The following is a 26749-nucleotide window of genomic DNA, read 5'->3' as shown; positions in this document are numbered from 1 at the left end:
GATCACGCCGGGTTCGCCCGGTCCGGCACGCGCCACGGCGTCGGCGGGGGAGGCGGCCAGGGGGCGGAGAGGTCCTGCCGGCCGATCCGGCGTGCGTTCGCCCCGGCCCAGGTCACGGTAGCTGTTCGGGTCGTCATGATTCGGAAACCGGCGGCCCATCAGGTCTGAGGCTGTCCCATACTCGGCCCATGACCTCTGCGAGACGTGCGACTGCGGTTCTGATCGGCGCGACGGTGCTGGTCCTGACCCCGGCACTCGCGGGCTGCGGCAAGGGACGGACCCCGAGCGCCGGACCGACCGCCGCGGCCCCCGCCCCTGCCTCGGTCTCCGCCACGACGGCGACCGCGCCCACGACCCCGGATGCCGCGAGCGCCTCCGCACCCACCACGGCGGCGGGCTCCCCGCCCGTCGGGGCGAGCCCGTACCAGGAACCCGGCACCGTGGACGGCGCGCCGCACTACAAGGAGAACCACGCCTTCCAGCAGGCGCGCGAACTGTCCCCGGCCGAACGGGCCGAGGCCGATGCCCGCGCCGCGCGGATCAAGGAGGCGCTGACTCCGGCGGCCCAGGACCCGCACACCACCGAGTCCGGCGTCCGCAAGGTCCTCGCCCGACTCGGTTACGCCTCCGGTGCCATCACCACCAGTTCCTGGGGCCACGACCACACCTACCTGATCGACAACGGCGCGATCTGTCTCGAAGGTGTGGTGTACGTCGCGGTGGACGGCACGGGCCGCGGCCAGGTCACGGCCGAGGCGCACGGCCGCTACATCGAGGGCACCGGATGCGTGAAGCCGGAGGGCGGTCACTGACCTCCGGCAGGCGGTGCCCGGCGTCAAGCCGACGCCTCCGGCACCCCACCCGACTCATGCCCTCCCTCCGCCCCCCGGATGCCGTGCTCGGACCGGAGTCTTTCGCATTCGGAGAGTAATTGTGGGGTGGCGTGGCACGCAGCATCACTTACGAAGGGTTATGGTGGAAACCCCCCCTCGGGCCGGTCCGTATCCCCCCCCCACGGACCGGCCCGTTTTTTTGTCCCCGTCCGGTGAGGGCCGGACGCTCAGCCCCGCCCGGCCCAGATGTTGGTGCCCGCGGTGTCCACGGCGAAGGTGTCGATCTCCTTCAGCTCCTCGGCCGACAGCGCCGGTCCGGCGAGCGCCGCGACATTCTCCTCCAACTGCTTCACGCTCGAAGCGCCGATCAGGGCCGACGTCATCCGGCTGTCCCGCAGCACCCAGGTGAGCGCCAGCTGGGCGAGTGACTGGCCGCGTCGCTGCGCGATGTCGTTCAGCCCGTTCAGCCGGCGGACCACCTCGTCCGAGAGCAGATCCGGGTCGAGGGACTTGCCCTGGGTGGCGCGCGAACCCTCCGGGATGCCCTTCAGGTACTTGTTCGTGAGCAGTCCCTGGGCGAGCGGCACGAAGGAGATGCAGCCCATGCCGGCCTCCTCCAGGGTGTCGAGCAGCCCGTCGTCCTCGGTCCAGCGGTTGATCATCGAGTAGGACGGCTGGTGGATCAGGGCCGGCACGCCCATCTCCTTGAGCAGCACGGCTGCCTCGGCGGTCTGCTCCGAGTTGTACGAGGAGACGCCCACGTACAGCGCCTTGCCCTGCTGTACGGCGGAGGCCAGCGCGCCCATCGTCTCCTCGAGCGGAGTGTCCGGGTCGAAGCGGTGCGAGTAGAAGATGTCGACGTAATCGAGCTGCATCCGCTTCAGTGAGGCGTCGAGCGACGACAGCAGGTACTTGCGGGAGCCCCATTCGCCGTACGGGCCGGGGTGCATCTCGTACCCGGCTTTGGTCGAAATGATCAGTTCGTCCCGGTAGGGAGCAAAGTCCTGCTGGAAGAGCTTCCCGAAGTTGAGCTCGGCGGAGCCGGGCGGCGGCCCGTAGTTGTTGGCCAGGTCGAAGTGGGTCACGCCGAGGTCGAAGGCGCGGCGCAGAATCGCCCGCTGGGAGTCCAGGGAGCGGTCGTCGCCGAAGTTGTGCCAGAGGCCGAGCGAGACGGCGGGGAGCTTGAGGCCGCTGCGGCCGGTGCGGCGGTACTCCATGGAGTCGTAGCGCGAACCGGCGGCCCGGTAGGAGAGAGAAGAATCAGTCACGTTTCCCTCCTTATCACGGACTTGTGACAGGCCGGGTTGGGCCGGTGCGGTGCCTGCGCAGTAATGTGGCGGCTTCGGGGACTGCCACGGCACGGCGGAGCATCGGACTCTGCGGACCAGTGCGACGATCCCCACGGGGTCGGCCCCGGACCCCGGGAAATGGGGCGGGAGGGCCCGCACAGAACCGAGAGGTGAACTCAGTGAACTTGCGCGACCTGGTGTACAGGCTCTACGCGCGCCGGGTGGAGGCCCGCCTCGACCACGCCCAGGTGCCCAAGCACATCGGTGTCATCCTCGACGGCAACCGGCGCTGGGCGAAGGCGTCCGGCGGCACGGCCGCGCAGGGACACCAGGCGGGTGCGGACAAGATCCAGGAGCTTCTCGGCTGGTGCAGTGAGACCGATGTCGAGGTCGTCACCCTGTGGCTGTTGTCCACGGACAACTTCGACCGGCCCGAGTCCGAGCTGACGCCGCTCCTCGGCATCATCGAGAACACGGTGCGCGACCTGGCGGCGGACGGGCGGTGGCGCGTCCACCACGTCGGCACCCTCGACCTGCTGCCGGCGCACACGCAGACCGTCCTCAAGGAGGCGGAGCAGGCCACGGCCGGGGTCGACGGAATACTGGTCAATGTCGCCGTCGGCTACGGCGGCCGACAGGAGATCGCGGACGCGGTCCGGTCGCTGCTGCTCGACCACTCGTCCAAGGGGACGTCCTTCGAGGACCTGGCGGAGATCGTCTCCACCGACCTGATCTCGGAGCACCTGTACACGCGGGGACAGCCGGATCCGGACCTGGTGATCCGCACGAGCGGTGAACAGCGGCTGTCCGGATTCATGCTCTGGCAGAGCGCACACTCCGAGTACTACTTCTGCGAAGTCTTCTGGCCGGCGTTCCGCAAGGTCGACTTCCTCCGCGCGCTGCGCGACTACGCCGCCCGAGGCCGCCGCTTCGGCGGCTGACGCCGCCCGTCTCCGCCACAACCGGCCAACGGCCCCGCCGGCCCCGCCCGGAAATCCAGCCTGCCCGGCGTGAGGGGACGCGACCCTTGGGCGGGTTGGCCTGGGCCTGCGTGCCCGGAGTCGCCGCTTCCCGCCCCCGACGGCACCGGTTCCGTCCTCAATCGCCGGACGGGGTCGAGTGCTCGGCGGGAGGCCGTGTGTCGGGTCGGGTTCGTGAGTTCGGCCCGTCCGGCGATTGAGGGCGGAACCCTTCGGCCGGGGGGTCTGGACCCGCGGGCCTGGCGCATTGCTTCCGGACGGCCCACAACGTGGGCCCGAACCCACGTGTTCGGGGTTAACACTCCCGGCCCACCCGCGTCCCCGGCGCGGCATGGCTTCGCGTGTTCGAGGGAATACCCCTGTCAGGTCGACGTCCGGTCAGAAACCAGGCGGACGTCGTGTCCAAGTGAGCGGCATGGAGTCCGCTCGCCCGGGAGGCCCTTTGCACACGAAGGACCGTACACACTGTGCGGCTGACGCGGAGGGCCGGCGCTCGGCCCGTGCAAGAGGGTCGCAGCCCGGTCCGTCCTCTCCCTTTGGGATGCTCCGCGACGCCGTCGCACCCCAACCTCGTCCGAGGGGGTACGTCCTTCCGTGGTGACCAGCACAAAGCGCCGCATGCCCGACAGGCGCACCTATGTTCTCGACACCAGCGTCCTGCTGGCCGATCCGAACGCCATGGCCCGGTTCGACGAGCACGAAGTCGTGCTCCCGATCGTCGTGGTCACGGAACTGGAGGCCAAACGGCACCATCCGGAGCTCGGCTACTTCGCCCGGCAGGCCCTGCGCCTGCTGGACGATTTCCGGGTCAGGTACGGCCGGCTGGATGCCCCGATCCCCCTCGGGGATCTCGGCGGGACGCTGCGCGTCGAACTCAACCATTCCGACCCCGGCGTACTGCCCGCCGGCTACCGGTTGGGGGACAACGACTCACGGATTCTCGCGGTCGCGCGCAATCTCCAGGCCGAGGGGTACGACGTCACGGTCGTCTCCAAGGACCTGCCGCTGCGTATCAAGGCATCCTCGGTCGGCCTCCTCGCGGAGGAGTACCGCGCCGAACTCGCCATCACCGACTCCGGCTGGACGGGCATGTCCGAACTGCCCCTCTCCGCCGAACAGGTGGATCTGCTCTTCGGAGAGGAGACGCTCTACGTCCCCGAGGCCGCCGACCTGCCCGTGCACACCGGACTGGTCCTGCAGTCCGAGCGCGGCAAGGCGCTCGGCCGGATCACCGCCGAGGGCAATGTGCGCCTCGTCCGCGGCGACCGGGAGGCCTTCGGGATCCACGGCCGCAGCGCCGAGCAGCGCATCGCTCTCGATCTGCTGCTCGACCAGGACGTCGGCATCGTGTCGCTGGGCGGCCGGGCCGGCACCGGAAAGTCGGCGCTGGCGCTCTGTGCCGGTCTCGAGGCCGTCCTGGAGCGGAGGCAGCACCAGAAGGTGATGGTCTTCCGGCCGCTGTACGCGGTCGGCGGCCAGGAGCTCGGTTATCTCCCCGGCACCGAGGCCGAGAAGATGAGCCCGTGGGCGCAGGCCGTCTTCGACACGCTCTCGGCGGTCGCCGGGCGCGAGGTGATCGAGGAGGTGCTGGGGCGCGGGATGCTGGAGGTTCTGCCGCTCACCCACATCCGTGGCCGCTCGCTCCACGACGCGTTCGTGATCGTCGACGAGGCGCAGTCGCTCGAACGAAACGTCCTGCTGACCGTGTTGTCCCGGATCGGGGCGAATTCCCGGGTCGTGCTCACGCATGACGTGGCGCAGCGGGACAACCTCCGGGTCGGCCGGTACGACGGAGTCGTCGCCGTGGTCGAGAAGCTGAAGGGACATCCGCTCTTCGCGCATGTCACGCTCACCCGTTCCGAGCGCTCGAAGATTGCCGCGCTGGTGACCGAAATGCTGGAGGAAGGCCAGATCTGATACGGGATAGGACGCTTGATGCCGCCCGGCGAGCCAGATATCTTAGCCGGGCGGCATCGTGCTGCGGCACCTTTTCGTAAAACACGTGGACCAAAAGGGGTGTGAGCTTTCACACGCAACAGAGAATTGCTTCGCGGCGGCCCGTTCCGGCAGAGTCTTGCTTCCGTCAGGCCCCGCATACGGCACACCCGCACCTCCAGAGGTGCCACGCATCAGACAACTGAACAATCGCCGTCCGTATGCCGCCCGCGAGCACTACGCGGCACTCCTTCAGGGGAGTTGCCCACCGGGCCCGTGCCTCCCCGTGACCTGAGCAGTAGGGAGGCCAGCGCCAGGGGCACGATTGCGTCCGCGAGGTCACCTAAGCGGGCGATGCTGGAAGGACACCGTGTGAGCCGGATCTCGGTCCGGGGGTTCGCCGTGGCATCTGCCACTGCGGTCACCACCGTCGGCGCCGTCGTAGGCGTTGCATCGGGCAGCACTCCTGCTGCCGACGACAACAACTTCGAGGCGACCGCAGCCGACACGACGCTTCTCGCCGACATCCCTGCGGGCCAGCAGGCCCAGGTGCAGACCGCCTCGCTGACGCAGCAGGCGGACGCCCAGGCGTCCGCAGCCGACGCGGCAGCGAAGAAGTCCGCGGAGGAAGCGGCCCGCATCCAGGCCGCGAAGGACGCCGCGTCGAAGAAGCAGGCGGCCGAGGACAAGCTGGAGAAGGAGCGTCAGGCCAAGAAGGACGCCGATCGCGCCAGCCGGTCCGCGGTTCGTTCCGCCTCCGCCTTCGCCACGCAGAGCTCGTACACCGTGGCCGAAGTGCAGGCGATGGCTCGCCAGATGATTCCCGGCGACCAGTACCAGTGCTTCAGCAACATCGTGAACCACGAGTCGAGCTGGAACTACCGGGCGACCAACGCGTCCTCCGGTGCGTACGGTCTCGTCCAGGCGCTCCCCGGTTCCAAGATGGTGTCCGCGGGTGCCGACTGGCAGACCAACCCGGCCACCCAGATCAAGTGGGGCCTCAGCTACATGGACGGCCGCTACGGCTCCCCGTGCGGTGCCTGGTCCTTCTGGCAGGCGAACCACTGGTACTAGAACCTTCCGAGGTTCCGGTCTCAACCTTGCGAAGCCCCTCACCGTCCTACGGTGAGGGGCTTCGCGCGTGTACCGTCGTCCGGACGGCTCCGGGGGGAGTGGTGGGGAGAGAACTCGGGGGAAGAGGAACGCTTATGTCGAAACTGCCAGGGTGGCTCGGTCGGCTGGGTGCCGAACTGACCGAGCTGGGCGATCGCCTGGAGGAACGCCGCGCCGCGGCGGAGGCCGAGGGGGACAGGGACGCACAGCCCGATTTCCCGGTCATGGCCGTCGCCGCGGTGTCCACCGCCGAGGACCACGCCACCGTCCCCGGCCAGGTGCCGCCGCCGCCCCCCTACGCACCCGCCGTCGCCGCCCGCCCCGACCCGGTCGTGGCGATCCCCTGGGGGATACGCGTCGCGGCCGAGGCCGGCTGGCGGCTGCTCGTCCTCGCGGGCACGCTCTGGGTACTGATGAAGGTCATCAGTGCCGTGCAGCTGGTGGTGCTGGCGTTCGTCGCCGCGCTGCTCGTCACCGCGATGCTGCAGCCGACCGTCTCCCGGCTGCGGCGGTACGGGCTGCCGCGGGGTCTCGCCACCGCCGTCACCGCGATCCTGGGCTTCGTCATCATGGGCCTGGTCGGCTGGTTCGTTGTCTGGCAGGTCATGGACAACCTCGACACCCTCTCCGACAAGGTGCGGGACGGTATCGACGAGTTGAAGCGATGGCTGCTCGACAGCCCCTTCCATGTCACCGAGCAGCAGATCAACGATGTCGCGAAGAATCTCAGCGACACCATCGGCACCAACACCGAGGAGATAACCTCCGCCGGACTCCAGGGCGTCACCGTGATGGTGGAGGTCCTCACCGGGATACTGCTGGCGATGTTCTCGACGCTCTTCCTGCTGTACGACGGGAAGCGCATATGGCACTGGGTGCTGGGGCTCGTACCCGCGCAGGCGCGGCCGGGTGTCGCGGGCGCCGGGCCGCGTGCCTGGCGGACGCTGACCGCCTATGTGCGGGGCACGGTGCTCGTCGCCCTGATCGACGCGATCTTCATCGGGCTCGGCATATGGTTCCTCGATGTGCCGATGGCGGTGCCGCTCGCCGTCTTCATCTTCCTCTTCGCCTTCATCCCGCTCGTCGGCGCCGTGATCTCCGGAGCGCTCGCAGTGGTTGTCGCGCTGGTCACCGAGGGCGTGTTCACCGCGCTGATGGTGCTGCTCGTGGTGCTGGCCGTGCAGCAGATCGAGGGCCATGTGCTGCAGCCGTTCATCCTCGGCCGCGCGGTACGTGTCCACCCGCTCGCCGTCGTCCTCTCGGTCGCCGCAGGCGGCATGATCGCGGGCATCGGCGGAGCGGTCGTCGCGGTGCCGCTGGTCGCCGTCACCAACACGGTGGTCGGCTATCTGCGGACGTACGGGCAGGAGGAGTCGCTGCGGCACGCGCCGCGGTCGCGCGGTGCCACGGCGGCCGGAGCCGCCCCGGCCCGGGTGCCGGGACCGCCACCCGAGGACCACGGCGAGGGTGACGCCGAGAAGGACGCAAAGCAGCCGGAGAAGGAATAGGGCAGAAAGAAGGGCCCCGTGGACGGTCGGTCGTCCTCGGGGCCCTTCTCGTATCAGGGGTACCGCTGTTACTGCTCGGCGAGCACGGCCTCGGCTTCGAGGGTGACGCCGACCGCCTGGATCACCGAGGCGATCTTGACGGCTTCCTGAATGGTCTCACGATCCACGCCGGCCTTGCGCAGCACCTGCTCGTGGGAGTCCAGGCACTGGCCGCAGCCGTTGATCGCGGAGACGGCGAGCGACCACAGTTCGAAGTCGACCTTCTCCACGCCCGGCTTGCCGATGACGTTCATCCGCAGACCCGCACGGAGCGTCCCGTACTCGGGGTCCGACAGCAGGTGCCGGGTCCGGTAGAAGACGTTGTTCATCGCCATGATGGCAGCCGCCGACTTCGCCGCGGTGTACGCCTCGGCGGAGAGGTTGGCCTTGGCCTCCGGCTCCAGCTCGCGCAGCACCTGCGGCGAGCGCGAGGCGATCGCGCAGGCGAGGACGGTGCCCCACAGCTGCTGCTGCGGAAGTTCGCTGTTCCCGATGACCGAACCGAGGTTCAGCTTCAGGTCCTTGGCGAAGTCCGGAACAGCGGCCTTCAGTTCGTCGAGTGCCATGTCGGTGTCAGCTCACTCGCCCGAGAGGAGCGCGACCGGGTCCAGGGTGTTCTCGCCCTTGGTCCAGTTGCACGGGCACAGCTCGTCGGTCTGCAGGGCGTCGAGGACCCGGAGGACCTCCTTGGGGTTACGGCCCACGGAACCGGCGGTCACCATCGTGAACTGGATCTCGTTGTTCTGGTCGACGATGAAGACGGCGCGCTGGGCGAAGCCGTCCTCGCCCTCGATGCCGAGGTCACGCATGAGCTCGTGCTTCGAGTCGGCCATCATCGGGAAAGGCAGGTCGGTCAGGTCCGGGTGGTCCTTGCGCCAGGCGTGGTGCACGAACTCGGAGTCACCGGAGAAGCCGAGGACCTGGGCGTCACGGTCGGCGAACTCGTCGTTCAGCTTGCCGAAGGCGGCGATCTCGGTGGGGCACACGAAGGTGAAGTCCTTCGGCCACGCGAAGACGATCTTCCACTGGCCCTCGTAGGTCTTGTGGTTGATCTGCTCGAACTCCTTGCCGCTCTCCAGCGAAACACAAGCGGTCAGGTCGAACTCGGGGAACTTGTCACCGACAGTGAGCACGCGCTCTCCTTGCAGCGTAGGAATTCCCTTTTGCGGGACTTCCTGAGGGTTGGACGGTGTCCACCATGGCACAGAGTGCATTGATCGCGGAAATAGCTATACTCGGTCGTGATGATCGGAGGTGCCTATCAGTGGCGCAGGGTAGTCAGGGCAATCGACCCAAACAGCCCAGTCTGTCGCAGCTGCGCGCCTTCGCGGCCGTGGCCGAACATCTGCACTTCAGGGATGCGGCGGCAGCAATCGGGATGAGTCAGCCCGCGCTCTCCGGAGCCGTGTCCGCGCTGGAGGAGGCACTCGGTGTCCAGCTCATCGAGCGTACGACGCGCAAGGTACTGCTCTCGCCCGCCGGGGAACGGCTCGCGGTGCGGGCCCGGGCGGTGCTGGAAGCCGTCGGCGAGCTGATGGAGGAGGCCGAGGCGGTCCGGGCGCCGTTCACCGGAGTGCTCAGACTCGGCGTGATCCCGACCGTCGCCCCGTATCTGCTGCCGGCCGTGCTGCGGCTGGTCCACGAACGCTACCCGGAGCTCGACCTCCAGGTGCACGAGGAACAGACCTCGTCGCTGCTGGAGGGGCTGGCCGCCGGACGGCTGGACCTGCTGCTGCTCGCCGTACCGCTCGGGGTGCCGCAGGTGACCGAACTCCCGCTCTTCGACGAGGACTTCGTGCTGGTCATGGAGCGCAGCCACTGGCTGGGCGGGCGCGCCGACATTCCGCGCGAGGCTTTGCGAGAACTGCCGCTGCTGCTGCTCGACGAGGGGCACTGCCTGCGCGACCAGGCCCTCGACATCTGCCGGGAGGCGGGGCGTACGGAGGGGGCGCCCGTCACCACGACGGCGGCCGGGCTCTCCACGCTGGTGCAGCTGGTCGCGGGCGGACTCGGGGTGACACTGCTGCCGCGTACCGCCGTGACCGTCGAGACCGCCCGCAACGACGCGCTGACCACCGGGTACTTCGCGGAGCCCGCGCCCTCGCGGCGGGTGGCGCTCGGTATGCGGACGGGGGCGGCCCGGCAGGACGAGTTCGAGGAGTTCGCCGCCGCGCTGCGCGAGGCGATGCGGGTGCTGCCGGTACGGGTGGTGGCAGCCGCGTAGCGCCGTGACCGGCAATATTTACCGTTCGGGATGCGCCCGGTACGCAGCAGTGGGTCCAGGGCTCACCTACGCACACTGGCTGGGAACGGTCACGGGTTCACCACTTTCGCGAGCCGGCCGAGTCGCGCGACAGTCAGTTCCAGCCGGCGGAGGCCGGCTTCGATGTGCAACAGTGCGTGGTCGCGGATCAGCTGGTCGGCGAGGTCGCCCTTGCGCTTGCGGTCGGTGAGGACACGCATCGGACGCAGGTGCTCGGAGCTACCAGGGCTTTTGGCCAACGCGGCGAGCGTGCGTGCTGGGCGGCGCGACGGGGCAAAGCTTGCCGGGAGGGGCACTGGCAATCTGTTATCAGATCAGCTGTCCTGGCAACCTTCCGCACCTCTCGTGAGTCGGTTCCCTAAGGAGCAGGTGCTGATTGTCACGTCCACAAAGGACCGGATCTCTTGCTTTTTGTCCCCGTCGACAGTGTTAGCTGGCTGGGCCGAGGGGGATCCGGGCGAGCAGAGAAACAGGGAGCAACACAGCGATGGGTCGAGCGGATGCGCGACGAGCCCAGCAGCGCGGGGCGCGGCGGGCTACGAAGAGCGGCGGCCTACGCAGACTCTTCACGTGGAAGAAACTGCTGGGTACGTTCTTCGGGTTCTGCCTGCTGGGCATGGGCGCGTTCTTCGTGCTCTACATGATCGTGGACATACCCGAGGGCAACGCCCAGGCCAAGCTCCAGAGCAACGTCTACAAGTACCCCGACGGCACCGTGCTGGCCCGAACCGGCAAGGTCAACCGGGAGATCGTGGGGCTGTCCGAGGTCCCCAAGGACGTGCAGCGGACCTTCGTCGCCGCCGAGAACAAGTCCTTCTACACGGACCAGGGCGTCGACTTCAAGGGCACCGCGCGCGGTCTGATCAACACGGTCTCCGGCAAGGGCAAGCAGGGTGGCTCGACCATCACCCAGCAGTACGTCAAGAACTACTACCTCGACCAGGACCAGACGGTCACCCGCAAGCTCAAGGAGCTGGTGATCTCCCTCAAGGTCGACCAGCAGAAGAGCAAGAACGACATCCTCGCCGGGTACATCAACACCAGCTACTACGGCCGCGGCGCCTACGGCATCCAGGCCGCCTCGCAGGCGTACTACGGCAAGGACGCCCGGGACCTGGACGTCGCCGAGGGCGCCTACCTCGCGGCGCTGCTCCAGGCGCCGAGCCAGTACGACTGGGCCGTCGCCTCGCCCGTGGGCAAGCGCCTGGTCAAGGAGCGCTGGAACTACGTACTGAACAACATGGTCGGGGAGAAGTGGCTGGACGCCGGCAAGCGCCAGGGACTGGAGTTCCCGGTGCCGCAGGACCCCAAGCCCGCGGACGGTCTCACCGGCCAGAAGGGCTACATCGTCAACGCGGCGCGGGCCGTGGTGCAGAAGCAGGAGCACCTCAGCGACGAGCAGTTCGACGCGGGCGGCTGGACCATCACGGTCACCATCGACAAGAAGAAGCAGAAGCAGCTGGAGCAGTCGGTCAAGGCACGGCTGACCAGCAAGCTCGACACGAAGGGCCGCAGCGTCGACAAGGACGTGCAGGCCGGCGCGGTCTCGGTGAATCCGAAGACCGGCGCGGTCGTCGCCCTGTACGGCGGCGCCGGGCTGACCGAGCACTGGACGAACAACGCCACCCGGCGTGACTACCAGCCCGCCTCCACCTTCAAGCCGATCATCCTTGCCGCGGCGCTCGACCAGGAGGCCAAGACGCAGGACGGGCAGCCGATCACCGCCGACACCCGGTACGACGGCAACAGCCGGCGCCCGGTCCAGGGCAGTGACATCGCCTTCGCGCCGCCCAACGAGGACAACGTGAACTACGGCCCGGTCACCGTCCAGACGGCTATGAACAAGTCCATCAACTCCGTCTTCGCGCAGATGGGCGTGGACGTCCACATGGACAAGGTGATGCAGACCGCGGGCAAGCTCGGCATGGACGTCGAGGGTCTGCCGGTCGTGCCCGCTCAGACCCTCGGTTCGATGGGCGCGAGCCCCATGGAGATGGCCGGGATCTACGCGACGCTCGACAACCACGGCAAGAAGGTCACCCCGTCGATCGTGAAGTCCGCCTCCCGGCAGGGCGGCGCCCCGATCGCGCTGCCCGACCCGATCGGCGGGCAGGTGATCAGCCGCCAGGCCGCGGACTCCGTGACCTCGGTGCTGACCGGCGTGGTCGACGACGGCACGGCCCGCGTCTCGGTGCGCGACGCCCCGGGCCGCGGCGGCCAGCAGGTGGCCGGCAAGACGGGTACCTCGGACAACAACAAGTCGGCCTGGTTCACCGGCTACACCCCGGAGCTCGTCACCTCGGTCGGCCTCTTCGGTGAGGCCGCCGAGTCCCACAAGGGGGCCGACGGCAAGCAGATCCAGAAGGGCTCGCAGGTGACCCTGAAGGGCGCCGCGGGCGGGGGCCGTGTCAACGGCGGTGGCTTCCCGGCCGAGATCTGGGCGGACTACACGTTCCAGGTGATGGGCGGGACCAGCAGGTTCGACCTCGACACGGACATGGGTGCGGCCGTGACGCCGCCGCCGTCCTCGACCTCGCCGAGCCCGAGCGGGCAGCCCTCGGATTCGGCCAGCCCGTCGGCCGAGCCGTCCAGTGAGGCACCGTCCCCCCAGCAGTCGACGGACAGTGCGCCCCCGTCGACACCGTCCGACCCCACTCCCTCGGGCGACACGTCGAGCGGGCCGCCGACCCTCCCGGGCCCGACGGACAGCGCCGACGTCCCGCTGAAACCGGCGAACGACAACAGCCGCCCGCAGGGCTGACGCGGCTCACGCACCGCTCTCACGCGGCTGACACGGCGAAGGGTGCCACGGACACGGTCCGTGGCACCCTTCGCCGTGTGTCCGGCGTGCGCGGTCAGTCGCCGTTGACCTCCTTGGCGACCCGGTCGCCGAGGTCCTTGTCCACGTTGCGCCAGTACTGCAGCGCCCGATCGAGGACCGGGCGGCTCACACCGTCCAGCAGATGGCCGGAAATGTTCGACACGAGCCGCTCGCGCGCGGCGTCGTCGAGCACCTTGCGGACCATGGTGCCCGCCTGGCCCCAGTCGTCGTCCTCGCGGTGCAGCTTGTACGCCTCGTGGACCATCTCGCCCGCCGTGGCCCAGCCCGCCGGGTCGCCGAAGCGCTCGGTGTCCGCAGCCGGTCCGCCGTACGAGTTCGGTGCGTAGACCGCTCCCGTGCGCGCCGGCTCGTACCGCATCGGGCCGTCCTTCGCGTACGAGTTCCGGCCGAAGCGCGGCCGGTTCGGAGGCAGCTGCGCGTAGTTCGGGCCGATCCGGTACCGGTGGGTGTCGGGGTACGAGAACAGCCGGCCGAGCAGCATCTTGTCGGGCGACGGACCGATGCCGGGCACCAGGTTCGACGGCTCGAAGGACGCCTGCTCGATGTGGACGAAGAAGTCCTCGGGGTTCTCGTTCAGCGTCATCCGGCCGACTTCGATCTCCGGGTAGTCGCCGTGCGGCCACACCTTGGTCAGGTCGAACGGGTTGAACCGGTAGTCCGGCGCATCCTCGAACGGCATGACCTGGATCTTCAGCGTCCAGCTCGGGTGGTTGCCGCGCTTGATCGACTCGAACAGGTCACGGCGGTGGACATCGCCGTCCGTGCCCGCGAGCGCGTCCGCGTCCGCCTGAGTGAGGAAGTCGGCGCCCTGGTCCGTCTTGAAGCGGTACTTGACCCAGAACTTCTCACCTCCCGCGTTCACCCACATATAGGTGTGCGAGCTGTAGCCGTTCATGTGGCGGTACGTCTTCGGGATGCCCCGGTCGCCCATCAGCCACGTCACCATGTGGGCGGACTCGGGGGAGAGGGTCCAGAAGTCCCACTGCATGTCGTGGTCGCGCACCGCGCTGTCCGGGCGACGCTTCTGCGAGCGGATGAAGTCCTGGAACTTCATCGGGTCCCGGACGAAGAAGATCGGCGTGTTGTTGCCGACCATGTCGTAGTTGCCCTGCTCGGTGTAGAACTTCAGCGCGAAGCCCCGGGGGTCGCGCCAGGTGTCGGGGGAGCCCTGTTCGCCGGCGACCGTGGAGAATCGGGCGAGCATGGCGGTCTGCTTGCCCGGTTGGAAGAGGTCCGCCTTGGTGAACTGGCTGACGTCGTTGGTCACGACGAAGGTGCCATAAGCCCCGGAGCCCTTGGCGTGGACCACCCGTTCGGGGACCCGTTCACGGTTGAACTGGGCCATCTTCTCGATGAGGTAGTGGTCCTGGAGCAGGATCGGTCCGTCGGATCCGACGGTGAGTGAATGTTCGTCGCTCTCCACCGGGATCCCGGCGTTGTTCGTGGTGTAAGGAGTGTTCTTGGTTTCCTCGGTCACGAGCGTCCTCCCGTCGGTGCGGGGTGTCGGTCAGATCGTCCAGGCGGCGCCCGGTCACGACTGAAGTCAACTCCGACGACGGGAGGATGGCAACATGTGGCGATCATCCCGACTTGTCCAAATATGGCGAGGTGCTGTTACTGGCTGCGGGTCGGCATCTCGAACCAGACGACCTTGCCGGTCGACAGCCGGGTCGCCCCCCACCGCCTGGCCAGCCGGTTCACCAGGAACAGTCCGCGGCCGCCCTCGTCCATGTCGCGTGCCCGGCGCTGCCGGGGCAGCTGCGGGGCGTCGTCGCCGACCTCGCAGCGCAGGATGTCGGTCCGCAGCAGCCGCAGCGTGACCGGCCGCTCCGCGTACCGCACGGCATTGGTGACCACCTCGCTCACCAGCAGTTCCACCGAGTCCGAGAGCTCATCGAGCCCCCACCGGCTGAGCGCCCTGCGGGCCAGCCGGCGGGCCCGTCCGGGGGCGGAGTCCTCCGGTTCCAGGAACCAGTACGCGACATCGCTCGGTGCGATCCCGTCGAAGCGGGCGGCGAGCAGCGCGATGTCGTCGTCCCGGTCGCCGGGGCCGAGAATGTCGAGCACGTCGTCGCAGAGCGCCTCCAGCGGCGGCGAATGGTCCGGTCCGGTGAGCCGGGCGGTGGCGGCGAGCCGCTCGCGCAGCTGCTCGATCCCGGTCCAGACGTCCCGCAGCCGGGACTCCACCAGACCGTCGGTGTAGAGCAGCAGCGTGGCGCCCGAGGGCGCGTCCAGCTCGACCGCCTCGAAGTCGACCCCGCCGACACCGATCGGGGCACCGGGCGGCACCCGGAGCACCTCGGCGCGGCCGCCCAGGTGAAGCAGGACGGGCGGCGGGTGCCCGGCGTTGGCGATGGTGATCCGGTGCGCGACCGGGTCGTACACCGCGTACAGGCAGGTCGCCATGCGGTCGCTGCCGAGCCGTTGCGCCTGTTCGTCGAGGTGGTGCAGGACCTCCTGCGGCGGCAGGTCGAGCCCGGCGAGGGTCTGCGCGGTGGTACGCAGCTGACCCATGATCGCCGCGGAGGTCATGGAGTGGCCCATGACGTCGCCGACGACCAGGGCGACCCGGCTGCCGGGCAGCGGGATCGCGTCGTACCAGTCGCCGCCGACCCGGGCGGTCTCGGCGGCCGGGAGGTAGCGGGAGGCGAGCCGGACACCGGTGGGCTGCGGCAGCGAGTCGGGCAGCATGGTGCGCTGCAGCTCGTCGGCGATGTACGCCTCGCGCCCGTACAGCACGGCCTTGTCGATGCCGAGCGCGGTGTGCGTCGCCAGCTGCGCGGCGACCAGCAGATCGTTGGCCTCGAAGGGGGGCCGCTCGGTCCCGCGCAGGAAGACGGCAGCACCGATCACCCTCCGGCGGCCGCGCAGCGGGGCAAGGATCGCCCGGTGGCCGGAGGGCACGGTGCGCCCGGCGCCGAGCAGCTCGGGCAGGGCGACGCGGGCCGTCGCGGAGTCACCGAAGACAGGGCGTACGCCGCGCAGCACCTCGGCGAGCGCGCCGCCCGCCCGGACCTCGCAGAGCTCGGCCGCGGGCATCAGATCGGCGTGCGGGTCGAGGGCGGGCAGTCGCAGCCGCTCCCTCTCCGCGGAGGGGGAGACGTCGGACTCGTCGTCGCTTAAACGCAGCCGGTCGGACCGGCGCAGCCGCAGTACGAACGGGGCGACCGGGCGCTCGTCGCCGACCGGGAGCGGGTCACGGAGGTAGACGAGTATGGCGTCGGAGAACGTCGGCACGCTGGCCCGGCACAGCCCCAGGACGATCTCGTCCAGGTCTATGCCGCGGGCGATCCGGCGGGTCGCGGCGCCCACGAAGCGCAGCCGGTCGCCCTCGCGGCGGGCCACCGTCTGCGGGTCCGGTCCGGCCGCGGCGGGACTCGGCGCGGTGGCCGGGTTCGGTGCGCCGACGGGGCCGGGAACCGCCGTGGGATTCGAGCCGGGGCCGGGCGCCGGGGCCGGCCCGGGGATCGCTGCGGCGGCGGGTGCGGCATCCTGCTGCCGCGGCCGGGCGCGTTCCTGCGGCCGGGCGGCGAGAGGCTGCCGGCCTTCGTGGGAGGTGGGGTGCTCCGTCACGCGTGGGGTTCCGTCCGTCCGGGCCGGTTGTATGAGGCAATCACCTTGTGGGGCGCCACTGTGCCCCGGCAGGAGCGGCGATGACAACGGCTGTCACCGCATGCCCCGCTCGACGGGGCCGAAACCGTATGCCTGTGAGGTGTGTAGGTGACAACGTCTCCGGCGCGTGGGCGGCGGACAGCGTGCACGTCTCCACCCCCTCGTCGTGGTCCATGCGGTTCTTGCGACTCATGCAACAGATGCGGCTCATGAAGATCGTGCAACTCGTGCGATGACTTGCGGTCAGGTCCTGTGCCGTGCCCGCCGGTTGAAGCGGAGCAGCCCTCCGGAGGACGATCCTACGGTTGCCCCCCTGGGGTGCATCAAGAGTCTCACGACGGCATATGCGAGGGCGTACGGTCCCAGTCATCCGGCAGCGCGGGTACCCGCCACCGCGGATCGGGCCGCCAGTTCTCCCAGCCGTCCCGGAACGGCGCCCCCCACGCGTCGATCACGCGGACGGCCGCGCGGCCCGCCTCCCGTACCCGCCGCGCGGTGTCCCGGTCCATCAGCCCGACCCGCTGCGCCTGCGCGAACTCGTCCTCGTCCAGCCAGCGCCAGCTGCGGTCGGGGTTGACGGCGATGTCGAGGAAGTGATCCTCGGAGTCGATGCCGCCCGCCCAGCGGGTGCGCGGTTCCTCCAGGTTCACGTACCAGTTGCGAAAGCTCCAGCCGCGGTCCCAGAACAGCCAGACCGACCAGGGTTCGCCGGGTCGGGCGAGTTTGAGCACACCCGTACCGAACCAGGTCGAACGGGCGGTGGTGCGGGGCGCGGTGTACCGGGTGACGAGCGGCTCGGCGTGCACATGGGTGCCGTCGGCGAGGACCGGCTTCACGCATTCGGTGCCGGGTGCCATCCACACGGCGAGCAGCTCGGCGGTGTCCTGGACGACGGTGACGGGACGGCAGATGTGGACCGGGCCGTGGGCGTGGCCGGGCGACCGCGGACCGTTGCCTCGGTAGCGCCACAGAATCTGATCACCGGGCGCCCAGTACGTGGTCTCTCCGGGGTCGATGTCTCCGGGTTCGACGTCTCCGGGTTCGATGTCTCCGGGTTCGATGTCTCCAGTACCTGCCATCTCTGATCTTGTGTGGGAATCCCGGCCTTCGGGCCGGGTGGGATCCTGATGATCGTAGCCGCGAGGCGTGATACGCCGCGGCTCTGCTTCGGCAGCGGTCAGGGCCTGGCCGTCATGAGATCCCTTGCGGTCGAGTGAGAAGCCGCCTCGTTCACGAGGGGGAGGAGTCACGGGCAGATCTTAGGGATGCGCCCCGCCCGTCCGCTGCGATCCACGTCACGGGCGGGTCATACGCAACACGTCGAGTGCCTCGTCGAGCTGTTCGACCGTGAGATCGCCGCGCTCCACATACCCCGATTCCAGCACCACCTGGCGGATCGTCCGCCGCTCGGCGAGCGCCTTCTTGGCGACCTTCGCCGCCTCCTCGTAGCCGATGTACTTGTTCAGCGGCGTGACGACGGACGGCGAGGACTCCGCGTACTCCCTGGCCCGCTCCACGTCGGCGGTGATGCCGTCGACGGTGCGGTCCGCCAGCAGCCGGGAGACGTTGGACAGCAGCCGGACGGACTCCAGCAGATTCTTCGCGATGACCGGAAGCATCACATTCAGTTCGAAGTTTCCCGCCGCGCCCGCGACGGCGACCGTCGCGTCGTTCCCCATCACCTGGGCCGCCACCATCAGCACGGCTTCAGGAATGACCGGATTCACCTTCCCCGGCATGATCGACGAGCCCGGCTGGAGGTCGGGAAGGCTGATCTCGGCCAATCCGGTGCGCGGCCCGGAGGCCATCCAGCGCAGATCGTTGCAGATCTTGGTGAGCGAGACGGCGATCGTGCGGAGCTGGCCGGACGTCTCGACGAGTCCGTCCCGCGCGCCCTGTGCCTCGAAGTGGTCACGGGCCTCGGTGAACGGCAGTCCGGTGACGCGGGCGATCTCGGCGATCACGGCGGCGGAGAAGCCGGGCGGGGTGTTGATGCCGGTGCCGACGGCCGTGCCGCCCAGCGGCAGTTCGGCGAGGCGGGGCAGTGACGCGTACAGCCGTTCGATGCCGTACCGCATCTGCGCCGCGTAGCCGCCGAACTCCTGGCCCAGGGTCACCGGCGTGGCGTCCATCAGATGGGTACGCCCCGACTTCACGACCGCCGCGAACTCGACGGACTTGCGCTCCAGGGCGGCCGCCAGGTGATCCAGCGCCGGGATCAGCTCGCCGGTGACGGCGGCGGTCGCGGCGATGTGGATGGAGGACGGGAAGACGTCGTTGGACGACTGCGAGGCGTTGACGTGGTCGTTGGGGTGGACGTCGCGGCCGAGTCGTTCGGTGGCGAGGGTGGCCACGACCTCATTGGCGTTCATGTTGGAGGACGTGCCGGACCCGGTCTGGAAGACATCGATGGGGAAGTGCGCGTCCCAGCGGCCGTCGGCGACCTCGGCGGCCGCGTCCTGGATCGCGGCGGCGACGGCCGGGTCGAGCACCTTCAGCTCGGCGTTGACCTTCGCCGCAGCCGCCTTGATCCGGGCCAGGGCCTCGATATGGGCCCGCTCCAGGCGCCGGCCGGAGATCGGGAAGTTCTCCACGGCGCGCTGCGTCTGGGCCCGCCACCGGGCCTCCGCGGGGACCTTCACCTCGCCCATCGAGTCGTGCTCGATGCGGTAGCTCTCTCCGGCCGTGCCGCTGTCCGCCGGGACCTGTGAGTTGTCCATGGGTTCAACCTCCTGAAAAAGTTGAGCACTTGTCTTGTCCTGTGTATTCCCAAGTCGCCTACCGACCAGTAAATACCGGGGGCAACTACAACCCGGGGAGGCGCAATGGGGCACACCAGGCACAGAGTTCGCTGTGCGGTCGCGGCTGTCGCGGCCATGGCGGCGGCGTTCGGCGGCACGGCCGCGGCAGGCGCGGCAGACCGGTCCGACACCACCACTACCGCATCGACTCCCCTCTCGCCCGAACCGGAGGCCATCCGCGCCGCCGAAGCCACCCAGCTGTACGGCAGCCCGGCCGAGCGGCCCCGTCACAGCGGTCGCTGGGAGGAGGTCACAGCGGCACCGGGTCCAGGGCGCGGTCCTCGCCCGCTCCGGCACGGTCCGCAGCTCCCGCAGGTGGTCTCAAGATTGGCTGAATCCCGTCTTTCTGCGCAGCCACGCCACCTGGAGCACGAACACCAGCGCGACGAGGATCGCTGCCCCGTGGGACCACCCGACCACGGTCAGCGGGGTGTAGCGGTCAAGTGCCGCCGCGACAAGGATCATTCCGACACAGAAGCCGAGATTCTCGAACGTCGCGGAGAGCCCGAAGGCGTGACCGCGCGGGCCGGCCGGGAGCGTCTGCAGGTGCGAGGTGTACGAGACCTCCGTGAGCCCGTCCGCCGCGCCCGCGATCAGCGCGATCACGCCCGTCGCGACGAGTGGGAAACCCGCGAACGCGAGGATGAAGGCGCCGGACATCACGATCGTGCCGTAACCGAAGCCGAGCGCGCCCACCGACCGCCCGGTGCGCTTCGCGTGCCGCTGGATCACCTGCTGCGCCAGGACGTTCCCCACCGCCCACAGACACCAGAAGGAGCTGACGAACACCGCGGGGTGCGAAGGGTCGAGCTCGGTGGAGTGGACCGGCAGCCCCGCGTTGTGGGACGAGGATCCGAAGGCGTCCACCCCGCGCAGCGCCACCATCAGACCGAGGCCGGGCGCGGCGGCCGGCGCGGCGAACGCGCCGGGCTTCCTCGACCGCCGCCCCGTTCGCTCCGCGGCCTCGCCCGTCCCGCCTCCGCCCGCGACCGGCAGCAGCGCCACCGTCACGGCACACAGTACGAACGTGACCATGTCCACCACGAACGCGGCGGTGTACCCGACCAGCGACACCACCACACCCGCCGAGGCGAAACCGGCCACCATCGCCAGCGAACGCCCCGTGATGGAAAGGGAGTTCGCCCATCCGCGGCGCTCCTCGCCCACCATCTCGGGAACGGAGCTGCGCAGCGCCACCATGAACAGCGTCCCGCAGGCGCCGATCACCACTGACACCGCCACCAGCGCCGCTGTCCGCAGCCCGTCCGGCGCGAGGATCAGCAACAGCATCACCGCCGCCTGCGCCGCGTTCGTCCAGAGCATGACGGCCTTGGCCGTGAAGCGCGCGAGCAGCGTGCCGGCCGTCAGGCCGGCGACGAAGCCGGCCCCCAGCCGCACCGCCATGAACAGCCCCATGGCGATCGCCCGGCCCGTCGTCTCGTAGACGAACAGATTGAGCGCCACCATGTTCAGGAACGTGCCGTACGACGAGACGGCGTATCCGGCGACCAGGAAGCGATAACGCCGTTCGCCGCGGGCCGAGTTGTCCGGCCGGTCGGACGAATGGCCGGGCGAGTGTTCGGTGCGGAGCGTCACCCGCACATAATGGTCGAGTAACTGCGAACCCGGATGTCGGCCCGTTCGCACGAATGTAATCTGCGTACTTGTGAAGGACGGTCATTCCGGCCCAGGCTCATGTGATTGCCGCGAATCGTCGTCGGACCGCCTCTGCGCCACCGCCTTGACGGCCTTCCGGCGCGCACTGATGGAGGGAAGCCTTCCGGAAACCGGGGCGCCCGCCTGCCTGCGCGCCCTGCAGCTGGTGGTGGCGGACCGCGAAGCGCCCGCGCCGATCGCCCGCAGGCTCGGCATGAGCCGCCGCAGCGTCGCCGAGCACATGCGGAAGGTCTCGGAACAACTGGGCGGCAACAGCCGTGCTCAGCCGGGCTATCTGCTCGCCACGTCGGGACTGCTCGACACCTGAACGACGGGGTGCGGACGCGGCAACGAGGCGCCGACGCGCCGCGAGGGCGCCCCGGCCGAAACCGTGACGCCCTCGACGGGACCCGAGTCCGATCAGGCGAGACCGGGGCCCCGCACCGGAATGCTGGTGAACGTCGGTGCCGGAGCGGGCTCGGTGAAGAAGTCGTTGCCCTTGTCGTCGACGACGACGAACGCCGGGAAGTCCTCGACCTCGATCCTCCAGACCGCCTCCATGCCGAGCTCCTCGTACTCGACGACCTCGACCTTCTTGATGCAGTCCTGCGCAAGACGCGCCGCCGGGCCGCCGATCGAGCCGAGGTAGAAGCCGCCGTGCGCATCACACGCGTCGGTGACCTGCTTGGACCGGTTGCCCTTGGCGAGCATCACCTTGGAGCCGCCCGCCGCCTGGAACTGTGCGACATAGCTGTCCATGCGCCCGGCCGTCGTCGGGCCGAAGGAACCCGAGGCGTACCCCTCGGGCGTCTTCGCCGGACCCGCGTAGTACACCGGGTGGTCCTTCAGGTACTGCGGCATCTCCTCGCCCGCGTCCAGCCGCTCCTTGATCTTGGCGTGCGCGATGTCGCGCGCCACGACCAGCGGGCCGGTCAGCGAGAGGCGGGTCTTGACCGGGTACTTGGTCAGCTCGGCGAGGATGTCGTCCATCGGCCGGTTCAGGTCGATCCTGACGACGTCACCCGCCTCGTCCAGGTGCTCGTCCGTGGTGTCCGGCAGGAAGCGCGCCGGGTCCTTCTCCAGCTGCTCCAGGAACACACCCTCGGCGGTGATCTTCGCGGTGGCCTGACGGTCCGCCGAGCAGGACACGGCGATCGCGACGGGCAGCGAGGCACCGTGCCGGGGCAGCCGCACCACGCGTACGTCGTGGCAGAAGTACTTGCCGCCGAACTGCGCACCGATCCCGATCTTCTGCGTCAGCTCGAAGACCTTCTCCTCCAGCTCCTTGTCCCGGAAGCCGTGACCGGTGGGGGAGCCCTCGGCCGGCAGCTCGTCCAGGTAGTGCGCGGAAGCGTACTTCGCGGTCTTCAGCGCGAACTCGGCCGACGTACCGCCGACGACGATCGCCAGGTGGTACGGCGGGCAGGCCGCGGTTCCCAGCGAACGGATCTTCTCCTCCAGGAACTTCATCATGGAGGCCTCGTTCAGGACGGCCTTCGTCTCCTGGAAGAGGAACGACTTGTTGGCCGAGCCGCCGCCCTTCGCCATGAAGAGGAACTTGTACGCGCCGCCGTCGGTGGCGTACAGCTCGATCTGTGCCGGGAGGTTCGAGCCGGTGTTCTTCTCCTCCCACATGGTGAGCGGAGCCATCTGCGAGTAACGCAGGTTGAGCTTCGTGTACGCGTCGAAGATGCCGTGCGAGAGCGCCTCTTCGTCACCACCCGAAGTCAGCACGTTCTGCCCGCGCTTGCCCATGACGATGGCGGTGCCGGTGTCCTGGCACATGGGGAGGACGCCCGCGGCGGCGATGTTGGCGTTCTTCAGCAGGTCGAGCGCCACGAACTTGTCGTTGGACGACGCCTCGGGGTCGTCGACGATCCGCCGCAGCTGTGCCAGGTGCGCGGGGCGCAGGTAGTGCGAGATGTCGTGCATCGCCTCGGCGGCCAGGGTGCGCAGCGCCTCCGGCTCGACCTTGAGGAACGTACGGCCGTCGGCCTCGAAGGTCGAGACGCCCTCGGCGGTCACCAGCCGGTACGGCGTGGTGTCCTCTCCCAGAGGGAGCAGATCGGAGTACGCAAACTCTGGCATTACGGCCATTCCTCACTCGGCGACAGCGGCTGGCCTCCCTTGGGCAGCGCACCCACCAGGGTAGAACGTCGCCAGGGCGCCGAAGCTGTGAGGTAGGGCTCAGTCGGGCGCGCGCGGATGCGCGGGGCGCGGCGGGCGCGACTCCCGATCGGCCCGGCCGGGTGCCCGGGGCCGTTCATCCGGATCATGCCGGGTTCGCCGGGTCCGGCACACAGATCCGCGGCGTTGTCGTCACTGCGCGGCGGGCCGTTCCCCGATCCGGCCCGATCCGACGGTGAGGCCCTAGTCGCGATCTATCGCGTTTGGGTACGCTTGGCCGGTGGACCTCGAAAAGCACCCCCAGCAGCCTGCCGCCCCGGCGCACCCCGCGCCCGCGGGTATCCGTGCCTCCGACGCGGACCGCGACCGGATCGCGGACATCCTGCGCGATGCCATGGCCGAGGGCCGGCTGACCGCCGAGGAGCATGCCGAGCGGGTCGACGCGGTCTACCGGGCCAAGACCGTCGGTGAACTCGAACCGCTGGTACGGGATCTGCCGGCCCCCGGCGGCGCCGCCCTGCCGTCGTCCGCCGCTCCGTACGCGTACGGCCCCGAGGCGCCCGCCGGCCCGGCCGACAATCTGGTGGCGATCTTCAGCAGTTCCACCCGCAAGGGTCGTTGGCGGGTCGGCGGCCGCACGAACGCCTTCTCGCTCTTCGGCAGCGTGGAGATCGATCTGACCGAGGCGCTTTTCGGTCAGAGACTCACCGTCATCAATGCGACATCCATCTTCGGAAGTGTCGAGATCAAGGTCCCGGAGAACATCTCGCTGCGCGGCAGCGGGACGGGCGTCTTCGGCAATTTCGAAGTGGTCACACTGGAATCCGCAGACCCGGAAGCGCCGGTGGTCGTTGTCAACGGCTATTCGGTCTTCGGCAACGTCGAGGCGAAGCCGAAGCGCGGGAAGCTGATCACGGATCTCCACAGCAAGCTGCGCAAACACCTCGGCCACTGAGAGCCTGTCGGGTGACCTCTGATCGGGCGGCCACGCCCTGGCACGCACGCTTCCGGCGTTGCCGAAATGCCCTGGTAGCTCCTTCCCCAAGCTCTCAGCTTCGTTCGAGCAGGGGAGACCCCATCCAAGGCCCTCTCGGCGCCTTGGAATCGCACGCACCATGCCGCGTCCGCCATCCGATCGAAGGTCACCCGACAGGCTCTGAACCACGGCACATCGCGCCGGTCCGCACCCCGTCCAATCAGGCCATTTTCCGATCGATCACCGTTTCGCCGCCCGGAACTCAGTGCCACTCGGTGCATAGGCGCACGCACAACGGGTAGGGACTGCTGCATCGTCTCTCGCTCGCGAAGCCGTCGTCAGGAGTAGACCGTGCTGCAACCGCCGCATCAGCCCCTGCGTGTCGCTGCCGGCCCCACCCCGCGCACCCCTGCTCGGGAGGACAAGGCCGGCCCCTGGCACTCGGAGGCGGTGTGCCGCCGGGACGAAGCCAGGCTGTTCTTCGCCCCGTCGAAGGAGCCGACTGCTGCCCGACTGTCACGCGAGGAGTCCGCGAAGCGGGTCTGCGCGCGCTGTCCGGTGATGATCGAGTGCCAGGAACACGCCTTGGTGCAGCCCGAACCGTACGGAGTGTGGGGCGGCCTCACCGCCGCCGAACGCCGTGTGGTGCTCGCCCGCCGCAGGCGGCGCGAGATGGAGCTCAAGGCCGCTGCCCCGGCCGGCCACGTCGCCGCAGCCGGCTGACCGGAGAGGACCGGACCGGAGCGGACTGAACGGGACCGGCCCCGCGGGACGCGGCGAGCGGTTCCATACGGGAGGCGTCGGCCCGTCGGACGCGACGAGCAGCCCCCCGCCCGCCATCGACGCGGAGAGGCGCCCCCACCGCACATGGGGGGCGCCTCTTCACGTTCTCCCGGCCGGGCGAGGCCCGCTCGCGCGTGCTTCGCGCGAGCTACTTCGCGCGGTCGAAGTCGATCGCGCTGTAGGCGCGCAGCTTCGACAGCCGGTGGGTCGAGTCGATCTTCCGGATCGTGCCGGACTTGGACCGCATCACGATCGACTCGGTGGTCGCCGTCTCGCTGCGGTACCGCACGCCGCGCATCAGCTCGCCGTCCGTGATGCCCGTCGCGACGAAGAAGACGTTGTCGCCGCTGACCAGGTCGTCCGTGGACAGCACCCGGTCCAGATCGTGCCCGGCGTCCAGCGCGCGCTGCCGCTCGGCCTCGTCCTTCGGCCAGAGCTTGCCCTGGATGACACCGCCGAGGCACTTTATGGCGCACGCCGAGATGATGCCCTCGGGGGTGCCGCCGATGCCCATCAGCAGATCGACGCCGGTGCCCTCGCGGGCGGCCATGATCGAGCCGGCGACATCGCCGTCGGTGATGAACTTGATGCGGGCGCCGGTCTCCCGGATCTCCTTGACGATGCCCTCGTGGCGCGGACGGTCCAGGACGACGACGGTGACGTCCTCGGGGGAGGAGTTCTTCGCCTTCGCGACCCGGCGGATGTTCACCGCCACCGGGGCGTTGATGTCGACGAAGTCGGCGGCCTCGGGGCCGGTGACCAGCTTGTCCATGTAGAAGACCGCGGACGGGTCGAACATGGAGCCGCGGTCGGCGGCGGCCAGCACGGCGATGGCATTCGGCATGCCCTTGGCATTCAGGGTCGTGCCGTCGATCGGGTCCACGGCGATGTCGACCTCGGGGCCGGTGCCGTCACCGACCCGCTCGCCGTTGAACAGCATGGGGGCTTCGTCCTTCTCGCCCTCGCCGATGACGACGACGCCGTTCATCGAGACGGTCGAGACGAGGGTCCGCATGGCCTTCACGGCGGCGCCGTCGGCGCCGATCTTGTCGCCGCGGCCGACCCAGCGCCCGGCAGCCATGGCGGCGGCCTCGGTGACCCGGACCAGTTCCAGGGCCAGGTTGCGGTCGGGGGCCTCCGGGGAGACCTCTAGCTGGGACGGCAGATGATGCTCGGACATCGGAGCGCACCTTTCTGTACGGCGACGACCGGAAGAGGGTGCTCTGACTCTATCGCCAGGTCGATAAAATGAGCAGACAGGGTCACGTATGAGCGGCCGGATGTGGCGGGTACCCCGTCCTCCTGCCCCTCGGTCGGCCCCGTCGGGTGTGATGCGACCATGGACCCGTGGCAAGCAAGCGAGGCAAGCAGACAGCGCGGGACATGATCCTGTCGATGGCGGTGATCTCCGCCGTCGCGGGGGTCGTTTACATTTTCGTCCCGCACGACGACAAGGCCAACCCGATCAAGGCGGTCGACTACCGCGTGGAGCTCGTGACGGCCAGGCGCGCGGCTCCGTACCCGGTGGCTGCTCCGGCCGGCCTGTCCAAGGACTGGAAGCCGACCTCGGTCAGTTACCAGCGCGAGGCGGACAACGGCTGGCACCTGGGCTTCCTCGACCCGGACGGCAAGTACGTCGCGGTGGAGCAGTCGACGTCCCCGGCGAAGAAGTACGTGTCCGAGGTCAGCCAGGACGCGCGGAACACCGGGCGCACGCAGCAGGTCGCGGGTGAGACGTGGCAGCGCTGGGAGGGCCCGAAGTACGACGCCCTCGTGCGCCACGACAAGGGCGCGACCACGGTCGTCACCGGCTCGGCGTCGCCGGAGCGGCTGGCCGAGATGGCCGCCGCGCTCAGGACGTCCTGAGAGGCTGTCGGCCCCGCACACGGCCGTACGGCCGAACTCATCGACGTACGAGGGCAGTTCGCTCAGGGCAGATGGGCCAGGGCCCGCTCCCTGCTGGTCGCCACCGGCCATGACTGGGACCGCCGC

The 26749-nt window shown here is 69.3% G+C and carries 20 protein-coding genes and 2 pseudogenes; 11 read left to right on the top strand and 11 right to left on the bottom strand.

The window, feature by feature from the left end:
* The first annotated feature begins 188 nt into the window (after window positions 1-188).
* Window positions 189-812 carry a hypothetical protein gene (locus AB0I23_RS25360; protein WP_359112493.1) on the top strand — a complete coding sequence of 208 codons (624 nt, stop codon included), beginning with the start codon at window positions 189-191 and terminating at the stop codon, window positions 810-812.
* Window positions 813-1060: 248 nt separating this feature from the next.
* Here AB0I23_RS25360 and mgrA read toward each other — a convergent pair whose 3' ends face one another.
* A complete protein-coding gene (gene mgrA / locus AB0I23_RS25355; RefSeq protein ID WP_359112492.1) occupies window positions 1061-2101 on the bottom strand; it encodes an L-glyceraldehyde 3-phosphate reductase in 1041 nt (346 codons plus the stop codon).
* A gap of 200 nt (window positions 2102-2301) precedes the next feature.
* On the opposite strand from mgrA, the gene AB0I23_RS25350 reads away from it, so the two are divergent.
* The 4 genes from AB0I23_RS25350 (at window position 2302) to AB0I23_RS25335 (ending at window position 7658) form a co-directional block, all read left to right on the top strand.
* Window positions 2302-3063: an isoprenyl transferase gene (locus tag AB0I23_RS25350; protein WP_359112490.1), complete on the top strand. Its 762-nt coding sequence runs from the start codon at window positions 2302-2304 to the stop codon at window positions 3061-3063.
* 633 nt (window positions 3064-3696) lie between these two features.
* Window positions 3697-5019: a PhoH family protein gene (locus AB0I23_RS25345; RefSeq protein WP_359112488.1), complete on the top strand. Its 1323-nt coding sequence runs from the start codon at window positions 3697-3699 to the stop codon at window positions 5017-5019.
* Window positions 5020-5409: 390 nt separating this feature from the next.
* On the top strand, window positions 5410-6111 hold the full coding sequence (locus tag AB0I23_RS25340) for a transglycosylase SLT domain-containing protein (RefSeq protein ID WP_037689534.1): 702 nt from the start codon (window positions 5410-5412) through the stop codon (window positions 6109-6111).
* A gap of 134 nt (window positions 6112-6245) precedes the next feature.
* Complete coding sequence (locus tag AB0I23_RS25335; RefSeq protein ID WP_359112486.1) at window positions 6246-7658, top strand: AI-2E family transporter; 1413 nt, start codon at window positions 6246-6248, stop codon at window positions 7656-7658.
* A gap of 68 nt (window positions 7659-7726) precedes the next feature.
* Here the strand turns inward: AB0I23_RS25335 and AB0I23_RS25330 are convergent, their stop codons facing one another.
* Both AB0I23_RS25330 and AB0I23_RS25325 read right to left on the bottom strand, forming a co-directional pair.
* Window positions 7727-8263 (bottom strand): alkyl hydroperoxide reductase, encoded by a 537-nt coding sequence (locus AB0I23_RS25330; RefSeq protein ID WP_359112484.1) that lies wholly within the window; start codon window positions 8261-8263, stop codon window positions 7727-7729.
* Between the two features lie 12 nt (window positions 8264-8275).
* Window positions 8276-8830, bottom strand: coding sequence for a peroxiredoxin (locus AB0I23_RS25325; protein ID WP_266982028.1), 555 nt, complete (start codon window positions 8828-8830; stop codon window positions 8276-8278).
* 131 nt (window positions 8831-8961) lie between these two features.
* On the opposite strand from AB0I23_RS25325, the gene AB0I23_RS25320 reads away from it, so the two are divergent.
* On the top strand, window positions 8962-9921 hold the full coding sequence (locus tag AB0I23_RS25320) for a hydrogen peroxide-inducible genes activator (RefSeq protein ID WP_359112482.1): 960 nt from the start codon (window positions 8962-8964) through the stop codon (window positions 9919-9921).
* An 89-nt stretch (window positions 9922-10010) separates the two neighbouring features.
* On the opposite strand, the pseudogene AB0I23_RS25315 reads toward AB0I23_RS25320, so the two are convergent.
* Window positions 10011-10178 (bottom strand): annotated as a pseudogene (locus tag AB0I23_RS25315) (PadR family transcriptional regulator); the annotation flags it as partial.
* A gap of 269 nt (window positions 10179-10447) precedes the next feature.
* Between AB0I23_RS25315 and AB0I23_RS25310 the strand changes: the two are divergent.
* Complete coding sequence (locus tag AB0I23_RS25310; RefSeq protein ID WP_359112480.1) at window positions 10448-12721, top strand: transglycosylase domain-containing protein; 2274 nt, start codon at window positions 10448-10450, stop codon at window positions 12719-12721.
* Between the two features lie 94 nt (window positions 12722-12815).
* On the opposite strand, the gene AB0I23_RS25305 is transcribed toward AB0I23_RS25310, so the two are convergent.
* The 5 genes from AB0I23_RS25305 to AB0I23_RS25280 form a co-directional block, all read right to left on the bottom strand.
* A complete protein-coding gene (locus AB0I23_RS25305; RefSeq protein ID WP_359112478.1) occupies window positions 12816-14279 on the bottom strand; it encodes a catalase in 1464 nt (487 codons plus the stop codon).
* Window positions 14280-14416: 137 nt separating this feature from the next.
* Window positions 14417-16375, bottom strand: coding sequence for a SpoIIE family protein phosphatase (locus AB0I23_RS25300; protein WP_359112476.1), 1959 nt, complete (start codon window positions 16373-16375; stop codon window positions 14417-14419).
* Window positions 16376-16746: 371 nt separating this feature from the next.
* Window positions 16747-17493: a cytidylyl-2-hydroxypropylphosphonate hydrolase gene (gene fomD / locus AB0I23_RS25295; protein WP_359112474.1), complete on the bottom strand. Its 747-nt coding sequence runs from the start codon at window positions 17491-17493 to the stop codon at window positions 16747-16749.
* Between the two features lie 216 nt (window positions 17494-17709).
* Entirely contained in the window at window positions 17710-19134 is a 1425-nt protein-coding gene (locus tag AB0I23_RS25290; RefSeq protein WP_359112472.1) for a class II fumarate hydratase, read from the bottom strand.
* 402 nt (window positions 19135-19536) lie between these two features.
* The gene (locus AB0I23_RS25280; protein WP_436846995.1) at window positions 19537-20682 is read right to left on the bottom strand and encodes an MFS transporter; all 1146 of its coding nucleotides are present in this window, start codon (window positions 20680-20682) and stop codon (window positions 19537-19539) included.
* Window positions 20683-21058: 376 nt separating this feature from the next.
* Here AB0I23_RS25280 and AB0I23_RS25275 point away from each other — a divergent pair.
* Window positions 21059-21199 (top strand): annotated as a pseudogene (locus AB0I23_RS25275) (LuxR C-terminal-related transcriptional regulator); the annotation flags it as partial.
* A gap of 92 nt (window positions 21200-21291) precedes the next feature.
* On the opposite strand, the gene AB0I23_RS25270 reads toward AB0I23_RS25275, so the two are convergent.
* Complete coding sequence (locus AB0I23_RS25270) at window positions 21292-22959, bottom strand: fumarate hydratase (RefSeq protein ID WP_037688689.1); 1668 nt, start codon at window positions 22957-22959, stop codon at window positions 21292-21294.
* A gap of 319 nt (window positions 22960-23278) precedes the next feature.
* Here AB0I23_RS25270 and AB0I23_RS25265 point away from each other — a divergent pair, with 319 nt between their 5' ends.
* Complete coding sequence (locus AB0I23_RS25265; RefSeq protein WP_359112469.1) at window positions 23279-23953, top strand: DUF1707 SHOCT-like domain-containing protein; 675 nt, start codon at window positions 23279-23281, stop codon at window positions 23951-23953.
* Window positions 23954-24325: 372 nt separating this feature from the next.
* Window positions 24326-24697: a WhiB family transcriptional regulator gene (locus AB0I23_RS25260; RefSeq protein ID WP_359112467.1), complete on the top strand. Its 372-nt coding sequence runs from the start codon at window positions 24326-24328 to the stop codon at window positions 24695-24697.
* 208 nt (window positions 24698-24905) lie between these two features.
* Here AB0I23_RS25260 and glpX read toward each other — a convergent pair whose 3' ends face one another.
* Window positions 24906-25937, bottom strand: a complete 1032-nt coding sequence (gene glpX / locus AB0I23_RS25255; RefSeq protein WP_359112465.1) for a class II fructose-bisphosphatase — start codon at window positions 25935-25937, stop codon at window positions 24906-24908.
* A gap of 167 nt (window positions 25938-26104) precedes the next feature.
* Here glpX and AB0I23_RS25250 point away from each other — a divergent pair, with 167 nt between their 5' ends.
* Window positions 26105-26623 carry a DUF4245 domain-containing protein gene (locus AB0I23_RS25250; RefSeq protein ID WP_359112464.1) on the top strand — a complete coding sequence of 173 codons (519 nt, stop codon included), beginning with the start codon at window positions 26105-26107 and terminating at the stop codon, window positions 26621-26623.
* Window positions 26624-26749: the final 126 nt, after the last annotated feature.

It is taken from the genome of Streptomyces atratus (genome assembly GCF_040655115.1).
GTDB classification, from domain to species: Bacteria; Actinomycetota; Actinomycetes; order Streptomycetales; family Streptomycetaceae; genus Streptomyces; species Streptomyces atratus_D.
Note: the sequence above shows the minus strand (reverse complement) of the source record. Positions and strands in the feature narration are given on the sequence as shown.